Genomic DNA, 22,829 nt, shown 5'->3' on the forward strand with positions numbered 1-22,829 from the left:
GGGCGCTAGTCGGGCACTAGCGCGCTTCGATCACGTGTTCCTGGGCGCGGGCAATGAGCCAGCTCTCGCGCAGCAAACGGCGGATTTCGGTGGCCACGTCGGCATCGAGCGTGGCCGGATATTTGGCCGTGACCGCGAAGATCTCGAAACACGAACGGTCGGCCGACGGAAACGGCCCAAGCAGATCGCCGACCGCCGCATTGAAAATCTTCGCCTCGATATCGGGCTTCAGCGAACCGCGCAGTACCTTGCCGATCACGCCGCCCGACTCGCGCGTATCGGCAATCGAATGCTCGCGCGCCATCTCGCCGAAGGCGTCGGGGTCGTCGTGCAGGTACGAGATCATTTCCTTCGCCTTGCCTTCGCTATCGAGCACGATATGGCTGACTTCGATCGCGTCGAACTTCGGTGAATTCAACGCGAAGTAATCATGGATCGCAGCGTCGTTGCCGATGTCGTCGAGCATCTTCTCCTGATAAAGCCCGTCGGTAATGAACGCCTCGAATTCGTCGAGGCTCACGTGCAGCGCGTCGAGATAATGATTCATGTCCGCCGCGCGATGCAGCCCGCGCACGCGGCGAAACTGGTCCGCGCGCTGCTGGATTTCGTCGGCGCTGACGGCGACGCCCTGCTTCTTCGCCGCATGGACGGTAAGCTTGTCGCGCACGATCTGCTCGACCAGGCTCTCGAACTGGCCGGTCAGTTTCAGAAGACGAATGAACTCGTCCACGTCCACGACTTCGTCATCGATACGCACTATCGCGGTCATTTGCTCGGCTCCTTTCGTGGATGTTTGATTCGCGCGCTCAACCCGCCACCTCTCTGAACGGATCGAGACCGAGGTCGATCAGGCGCCGCTCGCGCACGACGATTTCCGCATTGGCGGTCATGCCGTAACGCAGCGGATAACGCGTACCGGCCACCTGGTAGTAGTCCTTGTCCAGCGTGACACGGCCTTCGTAGACCGGTTGCTTGTCCTGCGCGGATGGCTTCGTGGCCGGCGAGATATATGCGAGCGTGCCGCTGATCAACCCGTAGCGCTGGTAAGGAAACGCGTTGAACTTCAATTTGACAGGCAGGCCCACGTGCAGAAAGGCGCGGTCGTGTTCGGAGATTTCGATCTTCAGCACGGGCCGCGCGTCTTTTGGCGCAATGCCGCCGAGCGGTGCATTCGCCTGAATCTTGTCGCCGCGCTGCGTCGACGTGACGTCGGTGATCACGCCTGAAACCGGCGCGAGAATCAGCAGAAAATTGTCTTTATCGATGTTCTCGAAACGCACCCGCGCGGCGGCATCGGCTTCGAGGCGCGCGCTTTGCAGTTGCACGCGCAGTTTGTCTTCCGCATCGGTGATGTCGCGCACCGCCTGATCGTATTGCAGTTGCAGATCGGTGCTTTGCTGGCCGCTCGTCGCGAGTTGCGCATTGGCCTGCGCGTATTCATGGCTCAGACGAAAGTCGAGCTCGGCCAGCTTCGACTGCGCGACACGGTAAGCGTTATCCGCTTCGAGCGCGGCCGTGCGTTTCTGCTCGACCTGTAATTCGGCAATGCCACCGCCGCCCGGCTGCGCAAACAGCCGCGAATAGCGATCGAGTTCCTGATTCGCCGCTTCGCGCGTGCGGCGCGCGTTGTCGAGCGAGCTGCGCGCTTCGTCGAGTTCGGCCTTCTGCCCTTCGGCAAGCTTCGTCGTGCCTTCTGAAACGCGATTCTCGTGCAAGCGCTCCTCGACTTCGAGTTGCGCCTTCAACGACGCGGCCTTGCGTTCCATCAACGCCTTCTTCTCCGGGAACTGCTTCCATTCGCGTTCGGCGTCTTCGAGCTTCACTTGTGCCTGTAACGCGTTGCTCGCTGCCTCGATCGCGCCGCGCGCATTGAGCCGCGCGAGCACGTCGCCTTTCGACACCGGCTGCCCCTCGGCGATATACAGATCCGCGAGTTCGCCGTCGATCGGCGTATAGATGCGCCGCACCTCCGATTCCGGCGACAACGTGCCGGGCGCACTGACGATCACATCCGCGCGGCCGACGAACGACCACAGCAAACCCGACACGACGAGCGCGACCATCGCCCAGATCAGCGCGCGCGCAAGCCGCACCGGCTCGGACGTCAAAATCGCAATGCCTTCGACGCTATGATCTTCGAGCGCCTCCGACAACGGTCTAGGGTGAGGATCGCGTTTCACTCTGATCGCCTCCAATCAACGCGAGCTTCGCTTTCAGCAGCCCAGGGTCCAGCACCATGCGCAATTCGGTCAACGAGCGGCGCTGCAAACTCGCTTCGGCTTCGATATCCGCGAGCAGGCGATCGAAGTCGGCGGGATGATCGGCCTTCAACTGCGTATAGATGCGCATGCCCTGGCGTGCCGCCGTCTGCGCCTCGCTCAGCAGACGCGCCTCGTTGCGAAAGCCCGGGGAGATGCCGGCTTCGAGCCGCTGCGTGCCGCCGATCGGGCCGTTCGCGCGGTACTCTTTCCACAGGCTTTGCGCGCGCACCAGCAGATCTTGCGCATGCGCGAGTGCCTTGTCATGCAATGCGGCCACGTCTTTCTGGATCGCCTGCACGAACCATGCGTCGGTCCGCGGATCGAGGCTCGCGTAGAACGACAGCAGACGCTGGTCGTAATCTTTCCCGTCACGCGTTTTCCGCAGATCGTTGTATTGATCGGACAACGCCTTCTTGTGCGTCGCTTCGGCCGAGAGCACATCGGACCACGGGCTCGCCGGCATCGACTGCAAATCGTTCAGCGCCTGCTGCGCGTCGCCGCGCTGCCACGCGGCATCGACCGCGTCCTGCCGTTGAACGATGTCCGGCGACGGCAAGCGCGTCGCCGCAAGCTGCTGGAATTGCGCCTGAAAAGGCGGCGTGCTGAAGCGCACCGTTTTCATCATCGCCAGCAATGACGTCAATTGACGGCTCAACGCGGCATTCAGCAACCCGGTGTATTGGCGCAAATCGTCGCGCACTCTATCGAGCCCCGCGAGCCGCGGATAACGCTGCGCGTAATCGTCGAGTACCGGCGGCAGCGCGTCGGGTTTGTCGCGCGAAAGTTCGGTATGAATTACGCCATTGAGCCGATCGATCGCGGCGACGTACACCGAATCGTCGCTTTCGAGCTTGCGCAGATGGCTGAGCGTGTGTGCGTAGGGCTCCGCGAAGACCGGCACGTAACTCGCAATCCGATCGAGCGCGCGCTGGTGACTCGCCGCGTCGTCGTCCCAGCGGTGCAGCAGACCGTTGATCGTCGCTTCGTCCGTATACATGCGGATCGGCGCGTCGACGCCGCCACGCGCCGCGACGAAGCGTTCGAGATCGCCGACCCATTGCAATTCGCCGACCAGCGACGCGGCATCGGCGTCATTTCCGCTCAACGCCCTCATGTTCTTCAGCAGCGTGTCGGCCTGGTCGAACTGCGCTTTTTGCACGGCTTCGATCCAGCCCGGCAAGTTCGCTTTCAACAACGCCTCGCTCGCGAGCGCGCTGATTTTCGTGTCCGCCGGATGCGTGGCCAGATAGCCGCGCGCCATCGTGAGGGCGCTCGAGTAATCACCGCTCGCGAGCAGGCTCTTCAACTCCCGTTCCGATGAACCGTGCAGATAAAGGCCCACGCCAAGCGCAACCACGATCGCGATAGCCGCTCCGCCCCATGCCGCCGCGCGCCGCACATTGGTGCGCTCGCCGTCCGCTAACGCCTTGTGGAGTTCGCCGGCGATCATCTTCCAGCGACGCGGCTTACCTCTGGCCGCGCTTTTAGCTTTGCCGCTTCTTTCGTTCGCGCCGTCTCTCGTATCGGCGGGATGCCCCGCCTGCGCACCTTTGGCGCCCTGCGCGCCATTTGCCGTCCCTACTCCGTCACGCTTCGCGCGCGCGGAGCCCGGCTGCGCCGCTTCATTCACTTCGTCTTCGCGTTGCAGCGCCGGATCGACGCAAAAGATGTCGAGAAACGAATGCGCAGCGCCGACGAAGGTCGTCTTGTCGGCATCGGCGGCACTGTCGACAGCGGGCTGAAGAGAGAGCTGGGTCACGGTGGGTTCGACGTCGGCGGAGTTCTGTAGCGACACCCTGTAGACGAAGTGGTCGCCGCCAAATGCAACGACGTCGCCCTCCGCTAGTGCAAGCGCCGATTCGCCGATCCGCTGTCCATTCACGAACGTGCCGTTGGTGCTGCCGAGATCCTCGACATAGAGCTCGCCGCCCTTCAGAAACAGGTGCGCATGGCGCCGGGAAATGTAATTGACCTGGTGCGGATAACGGTCTTTGTAGCGGGAGAAAACCTCGTCCGTTTTACTGACCAGAAATGGAAAAGCCAGCACGTCGACCGGTTGCAGACCCAGGTCATCGCGCTGCGGCACCAGCAATAGATGAATGAGGGGAGAAGCGCTTCCAGCGGTGACGACGCGCGCGCGCGGCTCGATGCCGACGCGATAGCGCAGTTCGCCGCCAAAGCAGAGTTCATCGCCGGCGCGTACACGCGCAGGGGTTTGTCGCACCGCGATGCCGTTGACCGTCGTGCCGTTCTTGCTGCCGAGATCGGCAACATAAATCGCGCCATGCTCGATGAAAACGCGCGCATGTCGGCGCGAGAGAGCGGCGGTCCATGGTGCGGGATAGTCGCTGAACGGCGCTTCGCTGCGGCCGATGGCGAACAGGTTGTCGACGATGCGAATGGCGTCGAGCGCGGGGCGCTGCGCGCAGGCAACCGGTGACAACACCACGTCGAAGGCAGCGTCCACTGTCACGCGCATTTCAGCAATCGGAGCTTCGCCGGTGGCCATTTTATCTGGATCGCTAAGCGTTTACCCGCCGCGGCGGGAACGCGGGGCGAACTGGACGAAGAACAACGGCGCAACGATATTGTCGTGAAGAGCCACGCAAACGCTGACCCCTAAAGGATTGTAAGTCACGCATCGAGAGTGTCAATTTGGATATCGCCGGATGAGAAGACCGCGGATAAGCCGTCAGCCGACGAAATACCCGCGCGGTACGCCAACGCGTGGATTAGCTCAATGTTTCGTTACTTCTCTTTGACCTGCGCTTGCACATCGACACCGGGCCATCCGCCGCCGAGCGCCTTATAAAGCGTTACCGTGTCGGACAGAATCAATTGGTGGTTTTCCAGCAACGCCTGTTGCGCCTCCAGCAAGGTCCGCTCGTCTTCGAATACTTCGAGTTGCGACACGACGCCAAGGCGCAGTTGCGACTGGATCTGATCAGCGACGATCTGCAGGCGCGACACCTGCTGCAGCAATTCCGCGTGCTGCGCCTTATGGGCACTCAGATTGACGAGCGCGTTCTCCACTTCCTCGAATGCGCCCATCACGGCCACGCGATATTGCTGCTCGGCGACTTTCGATTGCGCCTCGGTCACCTTCACATGTGCGCGCACGCCCGGGTCGAACAGCGGAAAATTGATGCTCGGCATCAGGCCGAACGTGAACGACTTCAGCAACTGGTTAAGCGCGTAACTTGCCGTGCCGCCTTGCGCGGTGAGGCCGATGCTCGGCAATTGCGCGAGCTTCGACTGACCGACGAGGTCATAGGCCTCGAGCACCCTGAATTCGGCCGCCACCACGTCGGGGCGGCGCGACAGCAATTGCGCGGGCAAACCATCGGGCACGCCCGGCAATTTCACGCGCTCCTGTAAATGGCCCTGCGGCACATGGAATTCGCCGGCCGGCACGCCGAGCAACGTGCATAGCGCGTTGTCGGAGACCGCCCGCGATCGGCGCAGATCATAGAGATCGTTGGTGAGCCGGTTGATTTCCGCCTGCTGGCGCAACACCTGCGTTTGCGGCACGAGCCCATTGCGCGCCTGGCCTTCGTAGATCGCCAGGATTTGCTTGTTCGTGGCGATGGTCTTTTGCTGCTGTGCGATCTGGTCGTCGAATTGCAGGATCTGGAAATAGGTACTGGCCACATTCGCGACGAGTTCGAGATACCCCCCGCGCCAATCCGCCTCGCTCGCGTGGAATTCGGCCTTTTGCGCCTGCACGCCTTTTTCGACCTTGCCCCAGATGTCGATGTCCCAGTTCACCTGCAGCGCGAGGTTGTACGTCTTCGTCAAAGGCTGGCCAGTCGTCTTCGTGTAGTCGGCGCCGGCACCGAGGTCCGCCGTCGGCAATGCGGCCGCGCCTGTCTCGCTGATCTGCGTGTGCGCGACTTCGATACGCGCGGCCAGCACCCGGATATCGAAGTTGCCGTCAATCGCCTTGTCGATCAGCGTATCGAGGTACGGGTCCTGGAAGCCCTTCCACCAGTCGCGCTCGATCGTCTCCGCGGCCGACACCGGCGCGCCATTGCGATCCGACCACGATGTCTTGGCCGGCGTGTCCGGGCGTTGATAAGCCGGCATGCTGACGTCGACGCACGCGCTCACTGCCAAAGCGCACATCGTTGCCGCGCAGATCCCGCGCAGCACACGGGCTATGCGGCGAGGCGTCCTCGCTTCAGCAGGAACCCGCTGAAGGTCCAGCGAATCACACGACGAATCGAGCGATGACTCCGGCAATGCTGACACGGTGGTCTCCAGTTGCACCCGCCTGTTTCGCGCGAGATGCCCGGTTTTTCAGGCCGAGCCGCTTCCGCGCGGCTTCGGCAATGAAGCGGCGGAAAAGTCGATGCGGGGAGCGGCGGATACGCGAAGGATGCGTGGAAAGGACGATTGGATTAGCGGTCTTTTTGAGCGATGCGCCTGTTGGGGCACGCACACGCGGCCGCCCGGGCCGCGCGTGCGCCGCTCACTACCCGTTGTTGACGTTGCTCGAGTAAATGGTCGGTTGGATGTAGGTGGTCGTACCGCTGACCAGCGCCGAGTCGTTGCCGTTCGCGCTCTGGATGTTCATTTCCGTGTTGATCATCTGCGTCGTGGAGACGTTCTTGATGCTGCTCGGCGCAAAGACGGGCGCGTAGCTGAGGTACGACGGCATCGAATAGTAGCCGTTGCCACCGCGCACGGCGCTCATCGCCTTGCTGTCGAGTTGTTCGGTGTTGGACAGGTCCTTGATCATCAGCGTGTTCATGGCAAATCTCCTGGGAATGGGAAAGCATCATCGAGCGTCGGGGTTCGAGCAACTTGTCTGCTCGGGCGCTACTGATGCATGGGCTATGCCAGGAGTGCCTTGCTTTCGTCATTCGCGTCCTGAATGCCTTGTAGCAAAGGCCAGGAAGATCGCGCCCGCTGTCCCGACGCTGACGAGCGGCAGAGCGAGACCAGTGAATGGTGGATCGCAGCCAACAGCGCGCGCGACATTGTTGGCTGCTCGATGACAGTCAGCGCGCGATCACCGTGATCTTCTTCGAATACACCGGCGGGTTGTGCGGCATATGCATGTCGTCGCCCATCAACAGCTGCAGCGTATGCTTGCCTGGCGGCAATGAAATCATCGTTTCCGTTTCGCCCGCGCCGAAATGCAGATGATGGCGATCCGAGGGTATCTCCTGATCCATCGGCGGCAGATCGGTATCGATCAGAAGATGATGGTGGCCGGTGTTCGGGTACTTCACGCCTTTCGGCGCGACCCCCATGAAACGCAGACCGAACCACACGCGAAACGGTTTATTGGCGGGCACCACCTGGCCATCGTTCGGATAGCCGATATACGCGTAGGCGCCGGGCGGCGACGGCGTCGCTGCCCACGCGCACTGCGGCGCGGTCGATACCGTCAGCGCCGCTGCGACGAATGCCGCGGCCGCAATGATCTTCTTCATCAGGACTCTCCGTTCCGGCTTGACCAGTTCGAACGAACGGACCGCGTTAGTTCTTTAGCACGGTGATGGTGATCTTCTTCGAATACACGGGCGGTACGTGCGGCACGTGATTATGGTCGCCGAGAATCAGCTGCAGCGTGTGCTTGCCGGGCGGCAACTCGATGCGCGCGTCGGTTTCGCCCGCGCCGAAATGCAGGTGCTGGCGATCCGATGGAATCTCCTGATCGAGCGCGGGCAAATCCGTGTCGATCAGAAGATGATGGTGGCCGGTATTCGGAAACGCGACGCCCTTCGGACACACGCCCATATTGCGCAGCCCCATGCGCACCCACAACTTTCCGCCGTGAATCACCGCGCCATCCGACGGCCAGATGATGTACTCCTCGGCCCCCGGCGGAGACGGTGTCCGCTCGGCGCGCGCAACGCCGCCAGTGCCAATACCAAGGCAGACCGCGACGAGCGTCGCGCACACCGCAGCGCGTAATCCGCCGCGACGCGCTTGCGCCGGATCACGACTGCCGAAAAGGAAGGAAACACGGCTTCTTCGCATAGCGCACTCTCCCGAACAGGAGTCATGGCTGGGGCCCGGCTATCGATGACCTTCCGGGTGTTCGAGCGGCACGTCGCGGGTTGAATCCGGCAGGCAGCCACCTAGTTAAAACGACCGTGTGACGTGACTTTGTGAATCAGCTTAGGACGTATCTTGCCAAAAAGATACGCAATGCTCGTTAACCGTATGACGCGTTAAGGACTCCCGGACAGTTGTAACGCAAGGCGCGTGCTATCGTTAATAAAGAGCGCGGGCAGCGCGAGCCTGGTGCACGAATGCCTGAACTCTGTCCGGTACAAACGGGATATAAAGATGTGGCGACGATTCCTGCTGGTGTGCATGGTTGGGGCAATCCAGGCGCAGTGGGACGGTGCCGGTGCCGCGACGCAACATGAAAGCATCGAGCCGAGCGCGGCTTGGGTAGCGAGTCATCCGGCTCGGCCGGCGGATACCGCTTTGCTCCTTTCACCCTTTGCTTCGTCACGCGACGGCACGCATTCGCGGCGTGTCGCGCTCGTGATCGGAAATGGCGAGTACGGTGACGCCACTAACCCGATCCGCGCCAACGCGCCGCGCGACGCCGAATCGATCGGCGCTGCGCTCCGTGCGCGTGGCTTCGAAGTCATCACGCGCACGAATGCTACGCCGCCGCAAATGCGCGCGGCCATCGACGAATTTCAACGACGATTGCGAACGGGCGATATCGCACTGTTCTATTTCGCCGGACACGGCATGCAGGTAGGCGCACAAACGCTGCTTTTGCCGGCGGGACTCGATGCGCGAGGCGATATCCGCGCGCCGGTGTCGCTACTGAATAACGGCGTCGATCTGAATACCGTTTTGCATGCGATGCAATCCGCTCGCGCGGGCCGGCTCAATCTCGTGATTCTCGATACGTGCCTCGACAATCCATTTGCCCCCGCCGCGGTTGCGATCGATAAACCGGGGATCGCTGCCAACACCGTGATTGCCTATGCAACCGCACCGGGCGGTTTCGCGGCGGACGGTCCGCGCCATGGCGTCTATACCGATGCCTTGCTGCAAGCGCTCAACGACGCCGACGCATCGTCTCGATCGCTCGCCGCGCTGTTCCGACAGGTCGGCGCCGAAGTACGCGCCGCTACACGCGGAACGCAGCAACCGTGGCTCTCTGTCGCGCGTTCATCCATTCCCATAAGTGGCGAAGGCGCTATCGAGTCGTCGAATACGTCAGAGCGTCGCGCCATCACGCCGCGCAGTCGCGGCATCATGCCCAAGGAAAGCGGCGAACAATACGAAATCACGTTCTGGGATTCGATCAAGGACAGCAACTACCCAGCCGATTACGAGGCATATCTGAAGGCCTATCCGAATGGCCGCTTCGCCACACTCGCACATGCGCGTATCGATCGATTGCGCGCGGCGGCATCGGCTCCCGCGGTGAGTGCCGCGCCGGCGGCACCGCCAGCCGCGCCCGCGACGCAGAGCGGTCACGTCGCGCCACCCACGCCGCCTGCCCACGTCACGCATCCCCCGACGCAAGCCAGCGCAGCCGTGCCGCCGCCGCCACCGCGCCCCGCTGCCGCGCCATCGCCAACGCCGCCCGCCACGGCCGCCGCGGCGCCATTCGCCGAAAAGACCGTCGCCCATCCACCGACGGCCGGTGAAATCCGCGACTGCGCGGCCTGTCCGGTCATGATCGCGGTACCCGCCGGCTCGTTCGCAATGGGCAGCAATACCGACGATCCGTCGGAAAAGCCCGTGCATCACGTGAGCATTGGCGCGCCCTTCGCGATCGGTAAATTCCCCGTGACGGTCGAGCAATGGAATGCGTGCGTCGCCGCCGGCGCCTGCCAGAAGCTGACGCCGGAGAGCAATAGCATCAAGACCGCACCCGCGCGTGATCTCAGTTGGGACGACGCGCAGCAGTACGTCAAGTGGCTCGCCAAAACGACCGGCAAACCGTACCGTCTGCCGACCGAAGCCGAATGGGAATACGCGGACCGCGCCGGCACCACGACCGCGTACTGGTGGGGCGAGCAGATGCGCAAGGGCAACGCCAATTGCAAGGACTGCGGCGACCCGTGGCACAAGGAAGGCCCGGAAAACGTCGGCACGTTCGCCGCGAATCCGCTGGGTCTGTACGACATGAACGGCGGCGTCTGGGAGTGGACCGCCGACTGCTGGCACAACACCTATCAGGGCGCGCCCGTCGATGGCCACGCGTGGGACTCGCCCGGCTGCGAGATGCGCGCGATTCGCGGCGGCTCATGGCGCGAAGGCGGCGACTACATGCTCAGCGCGACGCGCTTCAAATACGGCGCGGGCGTGCGCCAATCGCAGAACGGTTTTCGCGTCGTCAAGGATCTGCACTAAAAGCCGTGTCGATTGGCACCCTGACGGATCATCGCGTCGCGGGTTTGGTCGTAATCGGGGCGAAGTCCGCCAACAGGCGATCCTGCCCGTATTGACCGCCAATCTGCTTGAGCCGGGTCTCGAGCGCGCGCAGATAATCGGCGCGCGCTTCGCTTTCCGGGCGCAGCTTGTCGAACAGCGGCACCGGCGTCACCATCAGCACCACCATTTCCGAGCCGAACGGCTTCGATACGGTCCAATCGCCCGCATTGCTGCCGATCGTGTACGGACCGCCGTTCGCCTGCATCTGATTATCCGGCCACAGACGACTGGGCACCATGTGCACGACGTGGCCGTCTAGCTGGTAGTAGTCGACGGTCGCAAAGGAATCGAACGGCGGCGCTTTCAGGTCCACCACCAGCGAGTCGTTCTCGGTCAGAAAACCGCTTGGCGGACGCATCTGCAGCGACGCCACGCGCCCCGCCTGCCAGTTGCGCACCAGAAACGGCGCGAGCGTTTTGACGAAGTCGCATTTATCGTCGGCGAGCGGCCGCACGTCTAGCGAAACCGTATCGACGCCAGGCAGCGCCGCCAACGTCTCCTTCAGATGCGCGGCACCGTATCGCTGCGACAGGAAACCGCGTACCGTCAGTGCGTGGTCCTGCACCGCGCCCGATAAAGCCGAACACGGCACCTGGGCAAGCGTGGGCGTGATCGCGGCGAGCGTCAACGCGGGCTTCGGCGCGGGCGCCGGAGGAGGCGTTGTCTGCGCGGCATTCGTTGCAGGCGCGACAGCGGACGCCCCAGCCGCCCGATCGACCTGATCGCCCTGCGATCGCGCCGCCTCGGTTTGCGCGGCTTGCTGCCGGCTGGACCCCGAGCGAAAAGCGAACACGCCCACGGTGACCGCGCACACGACGGCGAGGCCTGCGAGCCCGACCCACGCGAGCGTCCCGGACTTCTCCGCGCGCGCTTCATTGTCGAACTCGGCGATAAAGCGCACGACGCTCGGTATCCGCGTATTGCGATCGAACGACAACGCGGCACGCAACGCGCGCCACTGTCGCGCATCGAGATTCGCCGGACGCTGCGGCTTGAAATCGGCATTGCGCGCCTGCGTGGCCGACAGGCGATCGAACGGATGATGTCCCGTCAACAGCTCGTACGTGATGCAGCCAAGCGCGTAGATATCGTCGCGCGGGTCCGGCTCGCGATGCTCGATCATCTCCGGGCTCGCATAGGCCGGCGTCAACGCGCCCAGACTGCCGGGATCGAACACCGTCGCGTCGCTCTCCTCTTCAGGCCGCTGGAATACGCGCGCGATGCCGAAGTCGATCACTTTCACTTCGGCATTCGTGGTCAAAAACACGTTCGCGGGTTTGAAATCGCAATGGACGAAGCCGCGCTCATGCGCGTACGCGAGCGCCGCGCACATGCCGCGCACGATCGGCAGCGCGGCCCGCACCGGCATGCCCTGATAGCCCGGCGTGCGCAGCAGCTGGCTCAAGGGTTTGCCGCTCAGGTACTCCATCGTCAGATAGACGATCGGCCCGTCGCGGTCGAAGTCGTAGACGGTGATGATGTTGCGATGCGCGAGTACCTGCGCCTTGCGCGCCTCGCGCTGCAGCGCGACCAGCGAATTCGGATTGCCGCGAAACTGGACGTTCAGCACCTTGATCGCGAGATAGGGCTTGCGATCCGACGCTTCGAGCTTGCGCAGATCGAGCGCCTTGTACACGGTGCCCATGCCGCCCACGCCGAGGCACTCCTCGAGCACGAAGCGGTTGTTCAGCGTATCGCCGATGCCTTTGATGGTCTCGTGCGCGGCGCCTCCGGCAGTACTCGCGGCGCCCGCACTGCCAGCGCTCGACGAACGCAGCGACGGTAGATCGACCGTGGTCTGGATGCCGGTTTCCTCGCCACCCGCCGCGACGTTCGACACGCGCAGCAGCTCGATGCGCCGTCGCACTTCCAGGTAGAGATCGTCGGGCAACGGTGACCGATGATGCGCGGCGTACAGCGTCTCCAGCAGCCGCGTCGGACCGAGGTGCTCGGTCGCCAACGCGCTGTCGAGCTGCGCGACGAACTCGTCACGCGATAGCTCGCCGCTCTGGAAGTCGAGAATCACACGCGCAAGGCTAGCCATTTGTGCGAAGCACCGCCGTTGCCGCTGGACCGTGTCGCATGCGACCGACGCCACGCGGGTCGATAGAAAACCTGTCGTATCCAGTTACATGTGCCGTTTCGATACTAGCTCCCGGTCCGCGCTTTCGCAAACCAGGCAAACCAGGCATGAGCCGCGCGCCGCGCCGCGTGCTGGCTCGCGCAATGTCGTGCGCCATCCAACAGGGTCCGCCGCGATGTCGGACGGCGGCCACCGCTCCGAGCGCGTCAGCGTGCTTCGAGCTGACCGGCACGGTGGTCCCTCCACGCGCAAAACCCTTATACGACAGGGCTTCGCCGATTTCCTCAGGATCCTTGATTAATACTGGCACAGCCTGTGCATTAGTGATGTCCGAGCAAACGAATTGCTCGAAACCACTCGCAACACTGCGAAAACTTCTTTCAGGAGACTCACCATGAAAACGCTGATGATCAAAGACCTGTCCGTCACCGAACAACTCGACAGCAAAGCCATGCAAGCCGTACGCGGCGGCTTCGGCCCGAGCAAGTACTACAGCTTCGCCCCGGTCTATGCGCCGACCAGCGTCAAGAACACCACCACCACGCAACTGATCAGTAACGAACTGAACTTCCAGAACGCCAACGGCAACGATGTTGCGCTCGCCACCGGCATCACGTCGGACTTCTCGCCGTATATCAATTCGAGCAACAGCAACCACTAATAGTGCGTGGTGCGGCGAGGCGCCCGCAGCCGCGGGCCGCTTCGCCGCGAGCCATTCATGTCCGCTTTCCGTACGTCTTTGGAGAAACGCCATGTCATCCCTCATGATTCGCGATCTGTCCGGCACGCGCGAACTCGACCGCCGGGCCATGTCCGGGATCGCCGGCGGCACCGGCAGCAACGTGCCCATGCCCTCGGGCCTTGGTGGTCTCGGCAGCCTTGCCGGCCTCGCCAACGTCAACGTCAACGTCAACGTCATTCAGAATCTGGATCAGAAGCAAATCGTCAACGTCGCAGCGCTCAATGACATCGGTTCGATCGGCCCAGGCGTCGTGCTGCCGCTGAAGCTGAGAGTCGACCCTATCCTGTCGGGCGCCAATTACTCCGCCGTGTAAGCCGGGGCAGCAGCGGGGGACTGGGGGTTCCTTCACTGCCGCGGCAACACCACGGCCATGCGCGTCGCGAATGGATTTCCTATACTGATAGTGCGTTGAGACCTCAATACAACGAATGACACGCCGAACACATTCCGAGCACGGCGGCCGGCACCCGAACGGGTCTGGCCGCCGGAGCGTCTTTCTGGAGCCATCATGGCCAAGCTGAGCATCAAGGATCTGACCGAAAGCGTCGAACTGGACCGCGAGGCGATGGCCGCGATCGTCGGCGGCGCCCGTGTCGGCGCGCGCTCGAGTCTCGCCGCACCGCTGGTGCCGGCCGCGATGCGAGTCGTCGAGTACCCGCCGGGCTTTCCGGCCGCGCATCTGCGTATCGCGGAAGCAGCCTCGCCGCGTAGACGCCAGCGCCGCTAGCATTCCTCGCCGGGGCGTTTCACCATCACGGCACGCGCATATGGCGCGTGCCGTTTCTGTTTGCGCTTGCGATTGAGCGTTGGACGCCTGAGTTCGCCACGCGCGACGCTGCGCTGCGCCCCAACCATTCGCTCGTGACTCGTGGGACGCGCGCAAACACTTCGACGCGCAATCGCGATCGTGTCCAGTGCGATTCAACGCGGCTATCGCGCGGATCCTTGCCAGGCTTCGCATCGCGGCCCCCGCTCCATGTTGCGGCGCACGTTCCCTCACATTGGCATAGGCCTTGCAGAAATCGATGCGGGCGCCGCACTGTGCTCGCCTTTCCACGTCAAGGAGAAATGCCATGAAAGCCACTGTGATCATCAAAGACCTGCCGCCCGGCGCGGGCGAGCCATCCGACGAGAAAACGCTGAGCGCCGAACAGATGAAGACGCTGCGCGGCGGCCGCTCGGTAGTCGTCAAGGTGGACGGTGGCGGCACGGGTACCGTCGACGACTGGGACATCAACACCGCGATCTTCGAAGGCCGCATCAGCGGAACCTATCTATAGGACGCGCGACGTGTCCGCAATTGGAAAAACGGCACCCGGCTCAGGTTTTGAGCGCGACGGGTGCCGTTTCAATTGGCTCGAGAATCTCCGCACGCGCCGCGCGCCGTCCCGGTGATCTGATTAAAGGATCGACCTTGGGCACAAGGTTTGCTCCCTAGGGATTACCCTGCGGCCTTGTGGCCAACGTAGATAAAGCAGGTCTCTCAACCAGGCGGAGGTCATAACATGCTAGGAACCATTCTTCTAATCGTGCTGATTCTGCTTCTGATCGGCGCATTTCCAGCATGGCCACACAGCCGATCGTGGGGCTATGGTCCGACCGGTGGACTCGGCATCGTACTGATCGTGGTGATCGTTCTGCTGGTTGCCGGTGTGATATAGACCACGCGTAGTGGACTGGAACATGAGGCGGGCCGCCGTCTATCCGCGTGATGTCGCGTGCCGACAGGTGGCGGCTTCGCTTTTTCGTCGTTGCCGAAACACTCGATGGAAAAGTTACTGGCCAATCAGGTCGCGCTTATTACCGGCGCCAGTTCGGGAATCGGCTATGGCATCGATATCGTGGTCGCGAATGCCAGGCTACAGAAGGACGGAAAATTCGCCGACATGACGCTCGGCTTTTCGAACAATGGCTAAAGCCCGATACGCGGACCATCGGCGTTGTCGTCGTTGGATTGCTCGAATAGATCGACATCTTCGAGCCGGGCACGCTGCCTGCTGAAACTCCTGCGTATTCGAACTTCAATACGAAAGGAGATGACATCATGCCTTACCTACTTGGCTGGCTGCTCGGCGTTCCAGTGATCGTACTGATCATCCTGTACCTCATTTTCCATTGATATCGCGCGGTACAGACGATAAGGATGACGTTGTTCCCGCGGCGGCGGTATGCGGATCGTTTCATGGTCAGCGTACCGCCGCCATCAGCGTGCCCATCCCTACCAGCAAGCTCCCCATCAGACGGCTCACGATGCGCAGCCGCGTCGGCCGCTGTAGAACCGTACGCAGACGGTGCGGGAAGATTGCCGTCGATGCCACGCCCGACGCGAATATCAGCGCAAAAGTACTGCCCAGCAAAAGGTACTGATGATCGGCCGACGAATGCGCTTCATTCGACGAGGTACTGATGGGACAGAACCGGTGAAGCCGCAAACGTGCCGTATCTCCATTGTCTGAAGCCTCGAAAACGAAGGGTATATCCGCCGCTATGCCGCATTGCTCGATCAGCAAAAACAAGATCGCAGGCATTCGCCATAGCCGCTCGATGTTCGCGCTGCGCTGCATGAAGAGCATTGCGTCAATCGCAATCTGATTGACAAGACTGCGCGCGCTTCAATGCGCGGCCCGCGAGGCGGCGATGATCGCGTCGGCCACGGCCTGCGGCTGGCTCAGCATCGCGACGTGGCTCGTGGCGACGCGCGTGATCTTCGCGTCGATGTGTTTCGCCATCTCCAGTTGCAAGGACGGATCGATCATGCGGTCGCGGCCCGACACCACGAAGTACGACGGCTTGCCATGCCAGGCGGCGTTCGTCACCTTGTCGTCGATACAGCCAGCGGCCCAAGGCTGCTGGGTCGCCGCGATCAGGCGCTTTTGCGACAGCGGCAGATCCTGCGCGAAGTCGTCCAGCACCGCCTGGGTCGATAGCGTCAGATAACCCGCCGAGTCCTTGCGCAATTCGCTCGCCCAGACTGGCGCGGGTTGGTCCTTCGTGATGTCGGCAATGGACTGACCGTTGTCCGGCGCAAATGCCGCGATGTACACGAGGCTCTTCACCTTGTCGTCGTTGCCGGCCTCGCTGACCACCACGCCGCCCCATGAATGGCCGACCAGAATCACAGGCCCGTTCTGCTGCGCGATCACGCGCCGGGTTGCCGCCACGTCGTCGGCAAGCGAGCTCAGCGGATTCTGCACGGCCACCACGTGCAGGCCGCGCGCTTCGAGCAATGGGATCACTTTGTCCCAGCTGGACCCGTCAGCGAAAGCGCCGTGTACGAGAACGACGTTCTTGCCCTTCAGGTCATCGGACGGCGCGGCCAGCGCGGACTCCGTGGCCTGCAACGCGAACAGTCCGCCCAGCAACAGAACGGAACCCAGAATTTTTTTCAGCAGCGTGGTCATCGTTTTTGTCTCGACAGGTTGAGTTAAACAAGGAGTCCGCGCGTCGACGTGAGCCGATGCACGCGGACGGCCTGCTCATTTGCATCGATCACGAATGCGCGTAGATGGAACCGAGGCCGGCGATGTGGGAGCCGTCGTACACGCGATCCGCCGCCGCACGCTTCATCGGCACGTGCGAGCCCGAAGCGGAACTGCCGTTCGCGACGCCACCGTAGGCGGCCGCGTCATGGCCCGCACTGATGCGCGCCTCGGCCGCTTCGATGTTCTGCGGGTATTGCGTGTTGTCGCTGGCCGGGTTGTAGCCGGCCTTTTCCAACTGGACCAGTTGCGCGCGGACTTCGGCACGTGTGAGTGCCTGTTGCGGTTGAGATTGCGCGAACGAAACGACGGGAACGGCGACGAGTGCGGCGACGATCAGCGATTGAACGAGTTTCATGAGTCTTCTCCGGGTATCAAAACATTCAGGGATCAACGAATCAGGAGTGCGCGTAGATCGCGCCGAGGCCGACGACGTTCGAGCCGTCGTTGGCGCCATTCGCGGCCGCATGCTTCATCGGCACATGCGAGCTGGAAGCCGAGCTGCCATTCGCGACACCGCCGTAGGCGGCCGCGTCGTTGCCGGCGCTGACGCGCGCTTCTGCCGCTTCGATGTTCCGCGGGTATTGCGCGTTGTCGCTGGCCGGGCTATAGCCGGCCCTCTGCAACTGGACCACCTCCGCGCGGACTTCGGCACGTGTGAGTGCCTGTTGCGGCTGCGATTGCGCGAACGAAACGACCGGAACGGCGACGAGTGCGGCGACGATCAGCGATTGAACGAGTTTCATGAGTCTTCTCCGGGTATCGAACCATCAGGGATAAGGATTGAGCGGGACGCGAAGCCATCAACGCAGATACACTGTGACGTCCCGCCTGATTCACACGCAACGTTGTGAATCAACCTTGCGTGAAGACATTAGAACGCTCCAACGTATCTGCAATGTTTTCGTCACCCCCCATTTCTGCAAGCGTGTTTGTCTGCGTATGCCGTTGATACATTGCGATACAAAAACCGACTTCCGAACATGCCGAGCAGGGCCGGCGTCGCATGCGTCGTGCGGTTTGCAGGTGGGTTGCAAATAGCCCGCTCATGAAAAAACCCCAGCAGCCGTACGTTCGACTGCTGGGGTTCCGTTCAGAAGAAGCCGGCGCGCGCCGGCTCCATCAAAGGCGGGTGACGTCGAGAATCGCATCCGCAAAGGCTTTCGGCGCTTCCTGCGGCAGGTTATGGCCAATGCCGCCGCTGATATTGCGGTGCTGATACTTGCCGGTAAACTTCTTCGCGTATGCTGCGGGCTCGGGATGCGCGGCGCCGTTCGCATCGCCTTCGAGTGTGATGGTCGGCACCGCGATCGTCGGTCCGGAGGCGAGGCGCTTTTCGAGTTCGTCGTATTGCGGCTCGCCCTGCGCGAGTCCCAGACGCCAGCGATAGTTGTGAATCACCACGGCAACATGGTCCGGGTTATTGAACGATTCGGCGGAGCGCTCGAACGTGGCGTCGTCGAAATTCCATTTCGGCGAGGCGGTATGCCAGATCAGCTTGTTGAAGTCATGACGGTTCGCTTCATAGCCCGCGCGGCCGCGCTCCGTGGCGAAATAGAACTGATACCACCACGCGAGCTCGGCCTTCGGCGGCAACGGCGCGCGGTTCGCGTCCTGGCTGCCGATCAGATAGCCGCTCACCGACACCATCGCCTTCACGCGTTGCGGCCACAGCGCGGCGACGATGTTCACCGTGCGCGCGCCCCAGTCGAAGCCGCCGAGCACGGCCTTGTCGATTTTCAGCGCGTCCATCAGGTTGATGATGTCGACCGCGACCACCGCCTGCTGACCGTTGCGCGGCGTATCCGCCGACAGAAAACGCGTGCCGCCGTAGCCGCGCAGGTAAGGCACGATCACGCGATAACCGGCCGCCGTCAGCAACGGCGTCACTTCGGCGAAGCTGTAGATGTCGTAAGGCCAGCCATGCAGCAGAATGACCACCGGTCCGTTCTGCGGGCCCGCTTCCGCGTAGCTGACGTTCAGCGTGCCCGCGTTGATCGAGCGAATGTTCTCGAACGACGCCACGCGCGCGCCCGCTTTCGCATTGCCGGCCGCGTCGGCCGATTGCGCATGCGCGAGTCCGCCCAGTCCCAATTCGAGCAGGCTGATACCGGCAACCGCCGTTCCGAGAAAGCGGCGGCGGCGACTATTGATCTGATCCGACATGGTTGTTCTCCTTCAAGCAAAGGCTTTGATACGGAATTGATCGGGTCCGCTCGCGCGCGATATCGCACAGCCGCATGCGAGCGCCGTGCAGACGGAGCGGACTTCAATGGCAATCTGAAACGAATCGAACGAGACGGGTAGAGCGAATCTGAAACCGGAGATGCTTGACGACTGAACCACTGGCTTACCGCTGTCGCAACGCTTGAGATAGATAGTGACAGCGCAAGCCTTCATCAGCAAGAGCAACTAAGTTCACAAATCGTTGCCTTGTGGGCAACACATTAACCGCAATCGACAAATCACATGCGCGAGATCAACCAGCAACGCCTTCGCTACTTCAACGAGGTGCTCACGCACGGCACCATCCGCGGCGCCGCCGAAAGCATCAATACGTCGCCCTCCGTGATCACGCGGCAGATCAAGCTGCTCGAGGACGAACTCGGCGCGGTGCTGTTCGAGCGGCAGCCGCGCGGAGTCAGGCCGACCGAAGCGGCCACGCATCTGCTCGAATTCTGGCGCGGCTACCGTTCGCAGCAGGAGAAGCTCGAAGATCAATTGCATGCGTTGAAAGGCCTGCAGCGAGGGCAGATCCGGCTCGCGGTCAGCGAAGGCTTCGTCGATACGCTGGTCGACGATGTGCTCGCGCCATTCTGCGTCCAATATCCAGAACTCGAAATCGGCCTCGATATGCTCGCGGTCGACGCGATCCAGGAAGAAGTCGCCGAAAGTCGTGCGCATATCGGGCTTGCGTACAATCCGCCGCCTCATGCGCGCCTCGAGCATCGCGCGAGTTCGCCGCAGCCGGTCGTGTTGTTGCTAAGAAGCGACCATCCGCTCGCGAAGCGCAAGCGACCCGCGACGCTCGACGACCTGCGCGCGTGGCCGCTCGCGTTGATGCCACCCACCTTTGGGATCGGTCATGTCGTCAAGATGACGGAACTCGCCGAAAACGTGTCGATTCCCGCGACGCTGACCACCAACTCACTGAGCGCATTGAAGCGCTTCGTCACGGTCGACAACTTCATGACGCTGATCGGCGAATTCGCTGCCTACCGCGAAATCGCGAGCGGCGAATTGACGACGATACCAATCGCGCATCCGCTGTTTTCCGGCGCGCAGGCGCGTGTGCTCGTCAAGACCGGCCGGCCGCTCGCACCGGGACCTCTCGAATTGCTGCGCTGGATCGAGGAGCGTATGCCGATGTTCTCCACGTCCAGCGCAAATAGCGTCGCAGCCGCGATGGGAACCGCGGTGCGTAAGCGCAGGGCGCGCTGAGCCAGCGTTCGGCTACCGCCGCCTCGCCCCCCGCGCGCATCGGCTCCTCAACCGATTTGTGTCGCAATGTATCCGCGCCATCCGCAGACACACTACATTGCAAGCGCGCCTGACCCCGACATAAACCAGATACGTGCGGGCGTTCCAATACGGCCATCCCAGCCAACGGAACGCCCATCATGCACAGTACTCTCGAAACTCCGCTCGCCCTGCTCGCCGGGCTGCTGACGATTGCCTCTCCCTGCGTGCTGCCGGTGATGCCGATCCTGCTCGGCACTTCCGTCGAACGACCGAGCCGCACGCGGCCACTGTTCATCGTCGCCGGCTTCATTCTGACTTTCGCGTCTTTCGCGCTGCTATTGGGCGCGGTGTCGAGCACCGTGCACGTCGCGCAACAGGTACTGCGCAATACCGGCATTGCGTTGCTCGCGCTGTCCGGGTTTCTGCGTATCTGGCCGCGACCTTACGACTGGCTCGTCGCGCAACTGCAAGGGCCGCTCGAGCGCATCGGCGCGGCCATTGCGCCAGGGACGCAACCCGGCAGCGGCAACGCGGGCGGCTTCGTGCTCGGCATGTCGCTAGGCGCGGTATGGACGCCCTGCGCCGGCCCCGTGCTCGCGTCGATTCTGGTGCTCGTCGTGAAGGCTCAGGATCTCGGTTGGTCGGCTCTGCTGCTCACGCTGTATGCGATCGGCGCGGCGATTCCGATGCTCGCGATCATCTACGGGGGCCATTACGTGATGCGTCATGTACGTGTGGTCTCACGTCACGCGGAGCGCCTGCAACAGGTATTCGGCGTACTGGTGATGCTGACCGCCCTCGCCATCTATTTGCAGTACGACGTGCTGCTGTACGCGCGGCTCGCCGGTCTTTTCCCTTCACTCAAAGGACTTTGACATGACTACCCGCTTAAAAACCTTCGCACTGTCCACCGCGTTTGCCGCCTGCGCGTTGATCGCGACGAGTACGGTCGCCATCGCCGCGCCGCAGGAAAGCGGCTCGCCCGCACCCGAGCTCACAGGCATCACGCAATGGCTCAATAGCGAGCCGCTCAAATTGCAGCAATTGCGCGGCAAAGTGGTACTCGTCGACTTCTGGACCTATAGCTGCATCAATTGCGCCAACACGCTGCCTTACGTAAAAAGCTGGAACCAGAAGTACAAGGATCAGGGGCTCACGGTGATCGGCGTGCATACGCCGGAATATCCGTTCGAACGCGACACCGGCAACGTGAAGACCGCGCTGAAACGGTTCGGTATCAGCTATCCGGTTGCGCAGGACAACCAGTACGCGACCTGGAATGCCTATAACAATCAGTACTGGCCCGCGTTCTATCTGATCGACAAGCAAGGTCATATCGTCTACACGCACTTTGGAGAAGGCGCCTATGCGCAGACCGAAGCCAGGATTCAGGCGCTGCTCGCGCAGAAGAATTGACGAAGCGTTTGCTGACTCGGAGAACGGGAAAGCCCGCTGCACCCACGCGATCGGGTGCAGCGGGTCTTCGTTTTTGGCGGACGACTAAAAGAGGTAATTGACGAAAAGGCCGTACGTAATCTGACTCGTCTTTTCGGTGATGGGGCTGTCGGTCGCGTCGCCGCGCAGCCACGCGAACGACACGCTCGCGCCAACGTTCCAACGCGTCGCAATCCGGTAAACCCCGTTGACTGAGAAGCGCAACTGGTTCAAACCGGAGCTGGCCGAGTAGGTCGGCAATCCCGAGCGCGCGCTCTGCTCGGAATTCACGCCAAAATAGGTTTCGTTGTACTTGTCGCTTCCCCACGTCAGGCCCGGGCCTGCGCTAAGCGTCAGTTGCGGAACGGGTTGATAGCGTCCCAACAGATCGAAAGTCGCGACGGTGCCGCGATCGTTGCCGGCAATATCGGTCAAAACGCTCGCGCGCGCCGTGACGAACTCCCACGTATAAACACCGAACAGCTCCGCGTGCGCGGTGCGTTTGACGTCGCCGAGTCCGTGCAGCCGCGAGTCGTCGGACTCGCTGCGCGGTTCGATGAAATCGTAGGTCAACGCCGCGCCGACGCGCCAGTTACTATCACGATACAGATATGCGCCCAGCGATAGCACCGAGCCCGCGTCTGGATTCGCGCCGATAAAGAAGCGGTCGTAATTCACGCTCACCGACGGCACCGCCTCCCATTTCGTGCCACTCGCGCCCGGAAATTTCGGCATGTTCACGACCCCTGCGCCAACCGCAAAGCGCCACGGGCTCGCGCCCGCGCCAGGCGCCTGCGTCACTTCCGGCGCGCCGATGGAGAACAGGCTTTCCGACAAACCGAGCGTATCGTCGGCCATCGCGGTAACGGCAAACAGCGACAAGCCAGCCCCCGCCAGCACCTTGAGCATACGCGGCTTTGACACATCGATCATTTCTGTTT

The 22,829-nt window shown here is 62.4% G+C and carries 23 protein-coding genes and 2 pseudogenes; 11 read left to right on the forward strand and 14 right to left on the reverse strand.

Annotation, left to right across the window (positions count from 1 at the left end; all coding sequences use genetic code 11):
* Window positions 1–16: 16 nt before the first annotated feature.
* The 7 genes from F6X39_RS25550 to F6X39_RS25580 form a co-directional block, all read right to left on the reverse strand.
* On the reverse strand, window positions 17–769 hold the full coding sequence (locus tag F6X39_RS25550) for a peptidylprolyl isomerase (RefSeq protein WP_184024541.1): 753 nt from the start codon (window positions 767–769) through the stop codon (window positions 17–19).
* A 37-nt stretch (window positions 770–806) separates the two neighbouring features.
* Window positions 807–2,180 carry an HlyD family efflux transporter periplasmic adaptor subunit gene (locus tag F6X39_RS25555; protein WP_184024538.1) on the reverse strand — a complete coding sequence of 458 codons (1,374 nt, stop codon included), beginning with the start codon at window positions 2,178–2,180 and terminating at the stop codon, window positions 807–809.
* Window positions 2,158–4,770, reverse strand: coding sequence for an FHA domain-containing protein (locus F6X39_RS25560; RefSeq protein ID WP_187618638.1), 2,613 nt, complete (start codon window positions 4,768–4,770; stop codon window positions 2,158–2,160). Before F6X39_RS25560 ends, F6X39_RS25555 begins: the two co-directional genes overlap by 23 nt.
* Window positions 4,771–5,009: 239 nt before the next feature.
* On the reverse strand, window positions 5,010–6,386 hold the full coding sequence (locus tag F6X39_RS25565; protein ID WP_222945316.1) for an efflux transporter outer membrane subunit: 1,377 nt from the start codon (window positions 6,384–6,386) through the stop codon (window positions 5,010–5,012).
* A 349-nt stretch (window positions 6,387–6,735) separates the two neighbouring features.
* Window positions 6,736–7,014 carry a hypothetical protein gene (locus F6X39_RS25570; protein WP_187618639.1) on the reverse strand — a complete coding sequence of 93 codons (279 nt, stop codon included), beginning with the start codon at window positions 7,012–7,014 and terminating at the stop codon, window positions 6,736–6,738.
* 250 nt (window positions 7,015–7,264) lie between these two features.
* Window positions 7,265–7,702: a DUF4399 domain-containing protein gene (locus tag F6X39_RS25575; protein ID WP_187618640.1), complete on the reverse strand. Its 438-nt coding sequence runs from the start codon at window positions 7,700–7,702 to the stop codon at window positions 7,265–7,267.
* 46 nt (window positions 7,703–7,748) lie between these two features.
* Complete coding sequence (locus F6X39_RS25580; protein ID WP_187618641.1) at window positions 7,749–8,252, reverse strand: DUF4399 domain-containing protein; 504 nt, start codon at window positions 8,250–8,252, stop codon at window positions 7,749–7,751.
* Window positions 8,253–8,564: 312 nt separating this feature from the next.
* Between F6X39_RS25580 and F6X39_RS25585 the strand changes: the two genes are divergently transcribed.
* A complete protein-coding gene (locus tag F6X39_RS25585; RefSeq protein ID WP_187618642.1) occupies window positions 8,565–10,607 on the forward strand; it encodes an SUMF1/EgtB/PvdO family nonheme iron enzyme in 2,043 nt (680 codons plus the stop codon).
* Window positions 10,608–10,635: 28 nt separating this feature from the next.
* On the opposite strand, the gene F6X39_RS25590 is transcribed toward F6X39_RS25585, so the two are convergent.
* On the reverse strand, window positions 10,636–12,732 hold the full coding sequence (locus tag F6X39_RS25590) for a serine/threonine protein kinase (protein ID WP_187618643.1): 2,097 nt from the start codon (window positions 12,730–12,732) through the stop codon (window positions 10,636–10,638).
* 433 nt (window positions 12,733–13,165) lie between these two features.
* Here F6X39_RS25590 and F6X39_RS25595 point away from each other — a divergent pair, with 433 nt between their 5' ends.
* The 6 genes and pseudogenes from F6X39_RS25595 to F6X39_RS25620 all read left to right on the forward strand — a co-directional run.
* Window positions 13,166–13,432 carry a hypothetical protein gene (locus F6X39_RS25595; RefSeq protein WP_187618644.1) on the forward strand — a complete coding sequence of 89 codons (267 nt, stop codon included), beginning with the start codon at window positions 13,166–13,168 and terminating at the stop codon, window positions 13,430–13,432.
* 91 nt (window positions 13,433–13,523) lie between these two features.
* On the forward strand, window positions 13,524–13,826 hold the full coding sequence (locus tag F6X39_RS25600) for a hypothetical protein (RefSeq protein WP_184024502.1): 303 nt from the start codon (window positions 13,524–13,526) through the stop codon (window positions 13,824–13,826).
* Window positions 13,827–14,021: 195 nt separating this feature from the next.
* Entirely contained in the window at window positions 14,022–14,240 is a 219-nt protein-coding gene (locus F6X39_RS25605) for a hypothetical protein (protein ID WP_184005151.1), read from the forward strand.
* 346 nt (window positions 14,241–14,586) lie between these two features.
* Window positions 14,587–14,793: a hypothetical protein gene (locus tag F6X39_RS25610; protein WP_184072833.1), complete on the forward strand. Its 207-nt coding sequence runs from the start codon at window positions 14,587–14,589 to the stop codon at window positions 14,791–14,793.
* A 225-nt stretch (window positions 14,794–15,018) separates the two neighbouring features.
* The gene (locus F6X39_RS25615) at window positions 15,019–15,174 is read left to right on the forward strand and encodes a DUF3309 family protein (RefSeq protein ID WP_018423731.1); all 156 of its coding nucleotides are present in this window, start codon (window positions 15,019–15,021) and stop codon (window positions 15,172–15,174) included.
* A gap of 105 nt (window positions 15,175–15,279) precedes the next feature.
* Window positions 15,280–15,369 (forward strand): annotated as a pseudogene (locus F6X39_RS25620) (sugar dehydrogenase); the annotation flags it as partial.
* 330 nt (window positions 15,370–15,699) lie between these two features.
* Here the strand turns inward: F6X39_RS25620 and F6X39_RS37010 are convergent.
* Complete coding sequence (locus F6X39_RS37010; RefSeq protein WP_262414815.1) at window positions 15,700–15,870, reverse strand: hypothetical protein; 171 nt, start codon at window positions 15,868–15,870, stop codon at window positions 15,700–15,702.
* 157 nt (window positions 15,871–16,027) lie between these two features.
* Here F6X39_RS37010 and F6X39_RS37015 point away from each other — a divergent pair.
* Window positions 16,028–16,105: pseudogene (locus tag F6X39_RS37015) on the forward strand (AsnC family transcriptional regulator); the annotation flags it as partial.
* Window positions 16,106–16,125: 20 nt separating this feature from the next.
* Here the strand turns inward: F6X39_RS37015 and F6X39_RS25630 are convergent.
* The 4 genes from F6X39_RS25630 to F6X39_RS25645 all read right to left on the reverse strand — a co-directional run bounded on the left by F6X39_RS25630 (window position 16,126) and on the right by F6X39_RS25645 (window position 19,158).
* Window positions 16,126–16,914 (reverse strand): alpha/beta fold hydrolase, encoded by a 789-nt coding sequence (locus F6X39_RS25630; protein ID WP_187618645.1) that lies wholly within the window; start codon window positions 16,912–16,914, stop codon window positions 16,126–16,128.
* An 88-nt stretch (window positions 16,915–17,002) separates the two neighbouring features.
* A complete protein-coding gene (locus tag F6X39_RS25635) occupies window positions 17,003–17,350 on the reverse strand; it encodes a DUF4148 domain-containing protein (RefSeq protein WP_187618646.1) in 348 nt (115 codons plus the stop codon).
* A 40-nt stretch (window positions 17,351–17,390) separates the two neighbouring features.
* On the reverse strand, window positions 17,391–17,738 hold the full coding sequence (locus F6X39_RS25640; RefSeq protein ID WP_187618647.1) for a DUF4148 domain-containing protein: 348 nt from the start codon (window positions 17,736–17,738) through the stop codon (window positions 17,391–17,393).
* A gap of 376 nt (window positions 17,739–18,114) precedes the next feature.
* Window positions 18,115–19,158 (reverse strand): alpha/beta fold hydrolase, encoded by a 1,044-nt coding sequence (locus F6X39_RS25645; protein ID WP_187618648.1) that lies wholly within the window; start codon window positions 19,156–19,158, stop codon window positions 18,115–18,117.
* A 303-nt stretch (window positions 19,159–19,461) separates the two neighbouring features.
* On the opposite strand from F6X39_RS25645, the gene F6X39_RS25650 reads away from it, so the two are divergent.
* The 3 genes from F6X39_RS25650 to F6X39_RS25660 all read left to right on the forward strand — a co-directional run bounded on the left by F6X39_RS25650 (window position 19,462) and on the right by F6X39_RS25660 (window position 21,870).
* Entirely contained in the window at window positions 19,462–20,433 is a 972-nt protein-coding gene (locus F6X39_RS25650) for a LysR family transcriptional regulator (RefSeq protein ID WP_187618649.1), read from the forward strand.
* 179 nt (window positions 20,434–20,612) lie between these two features.
* A complete protein-coding gene (locus F6X39_RS25655; protein ID WP_187618650.1) occupies window positions 20,613–21,329 on the forward strand; it encodes a cytochrome c biogenesis CcdA family protein in 717 nt (238 codons plus the stop codon).
* A 1-nt stretch (window position 21,330) separates the two neighbouring features.
* A complete protein-coding gene (locus F6X39_RS25660) occupies window positions 21,331–21,870 on the forward strand; it encodes a thioredoxin family protein (RefSeq protein WP_184024470.1) in 540 nt (179 codons plus the stop codon).
* Between the two features lie 84 nt (window positions 21,871–21,954).
* On the opposite strand, the gene F6X39_RS25665 is transcribed toward F6X39_RS25660, so the two are convergent.
* Window positions 21,955–22,821, reverse strand: a complete 867-nt coding sequence (locus F6X39_RS25665) for a MipA/OmpV family protein (RefSeq protein WP_187618651.1) — start codon at window positions 22,819–22,821, stop codon at window positions 21,955–21,957.
* Window positions 22,822–22,829: the final 8 nt, after the last annotated feature.

The organism is Paraburkholderia sp. UCT2 (genome assembly GCF_014397665.1).
GTDB lineage: Bacteria > Pseudomonadota > Gammaproteobacteria > Burkholderiales > Burkholderiaceae > Paraburkholderia > Paraburkholderia tuberum.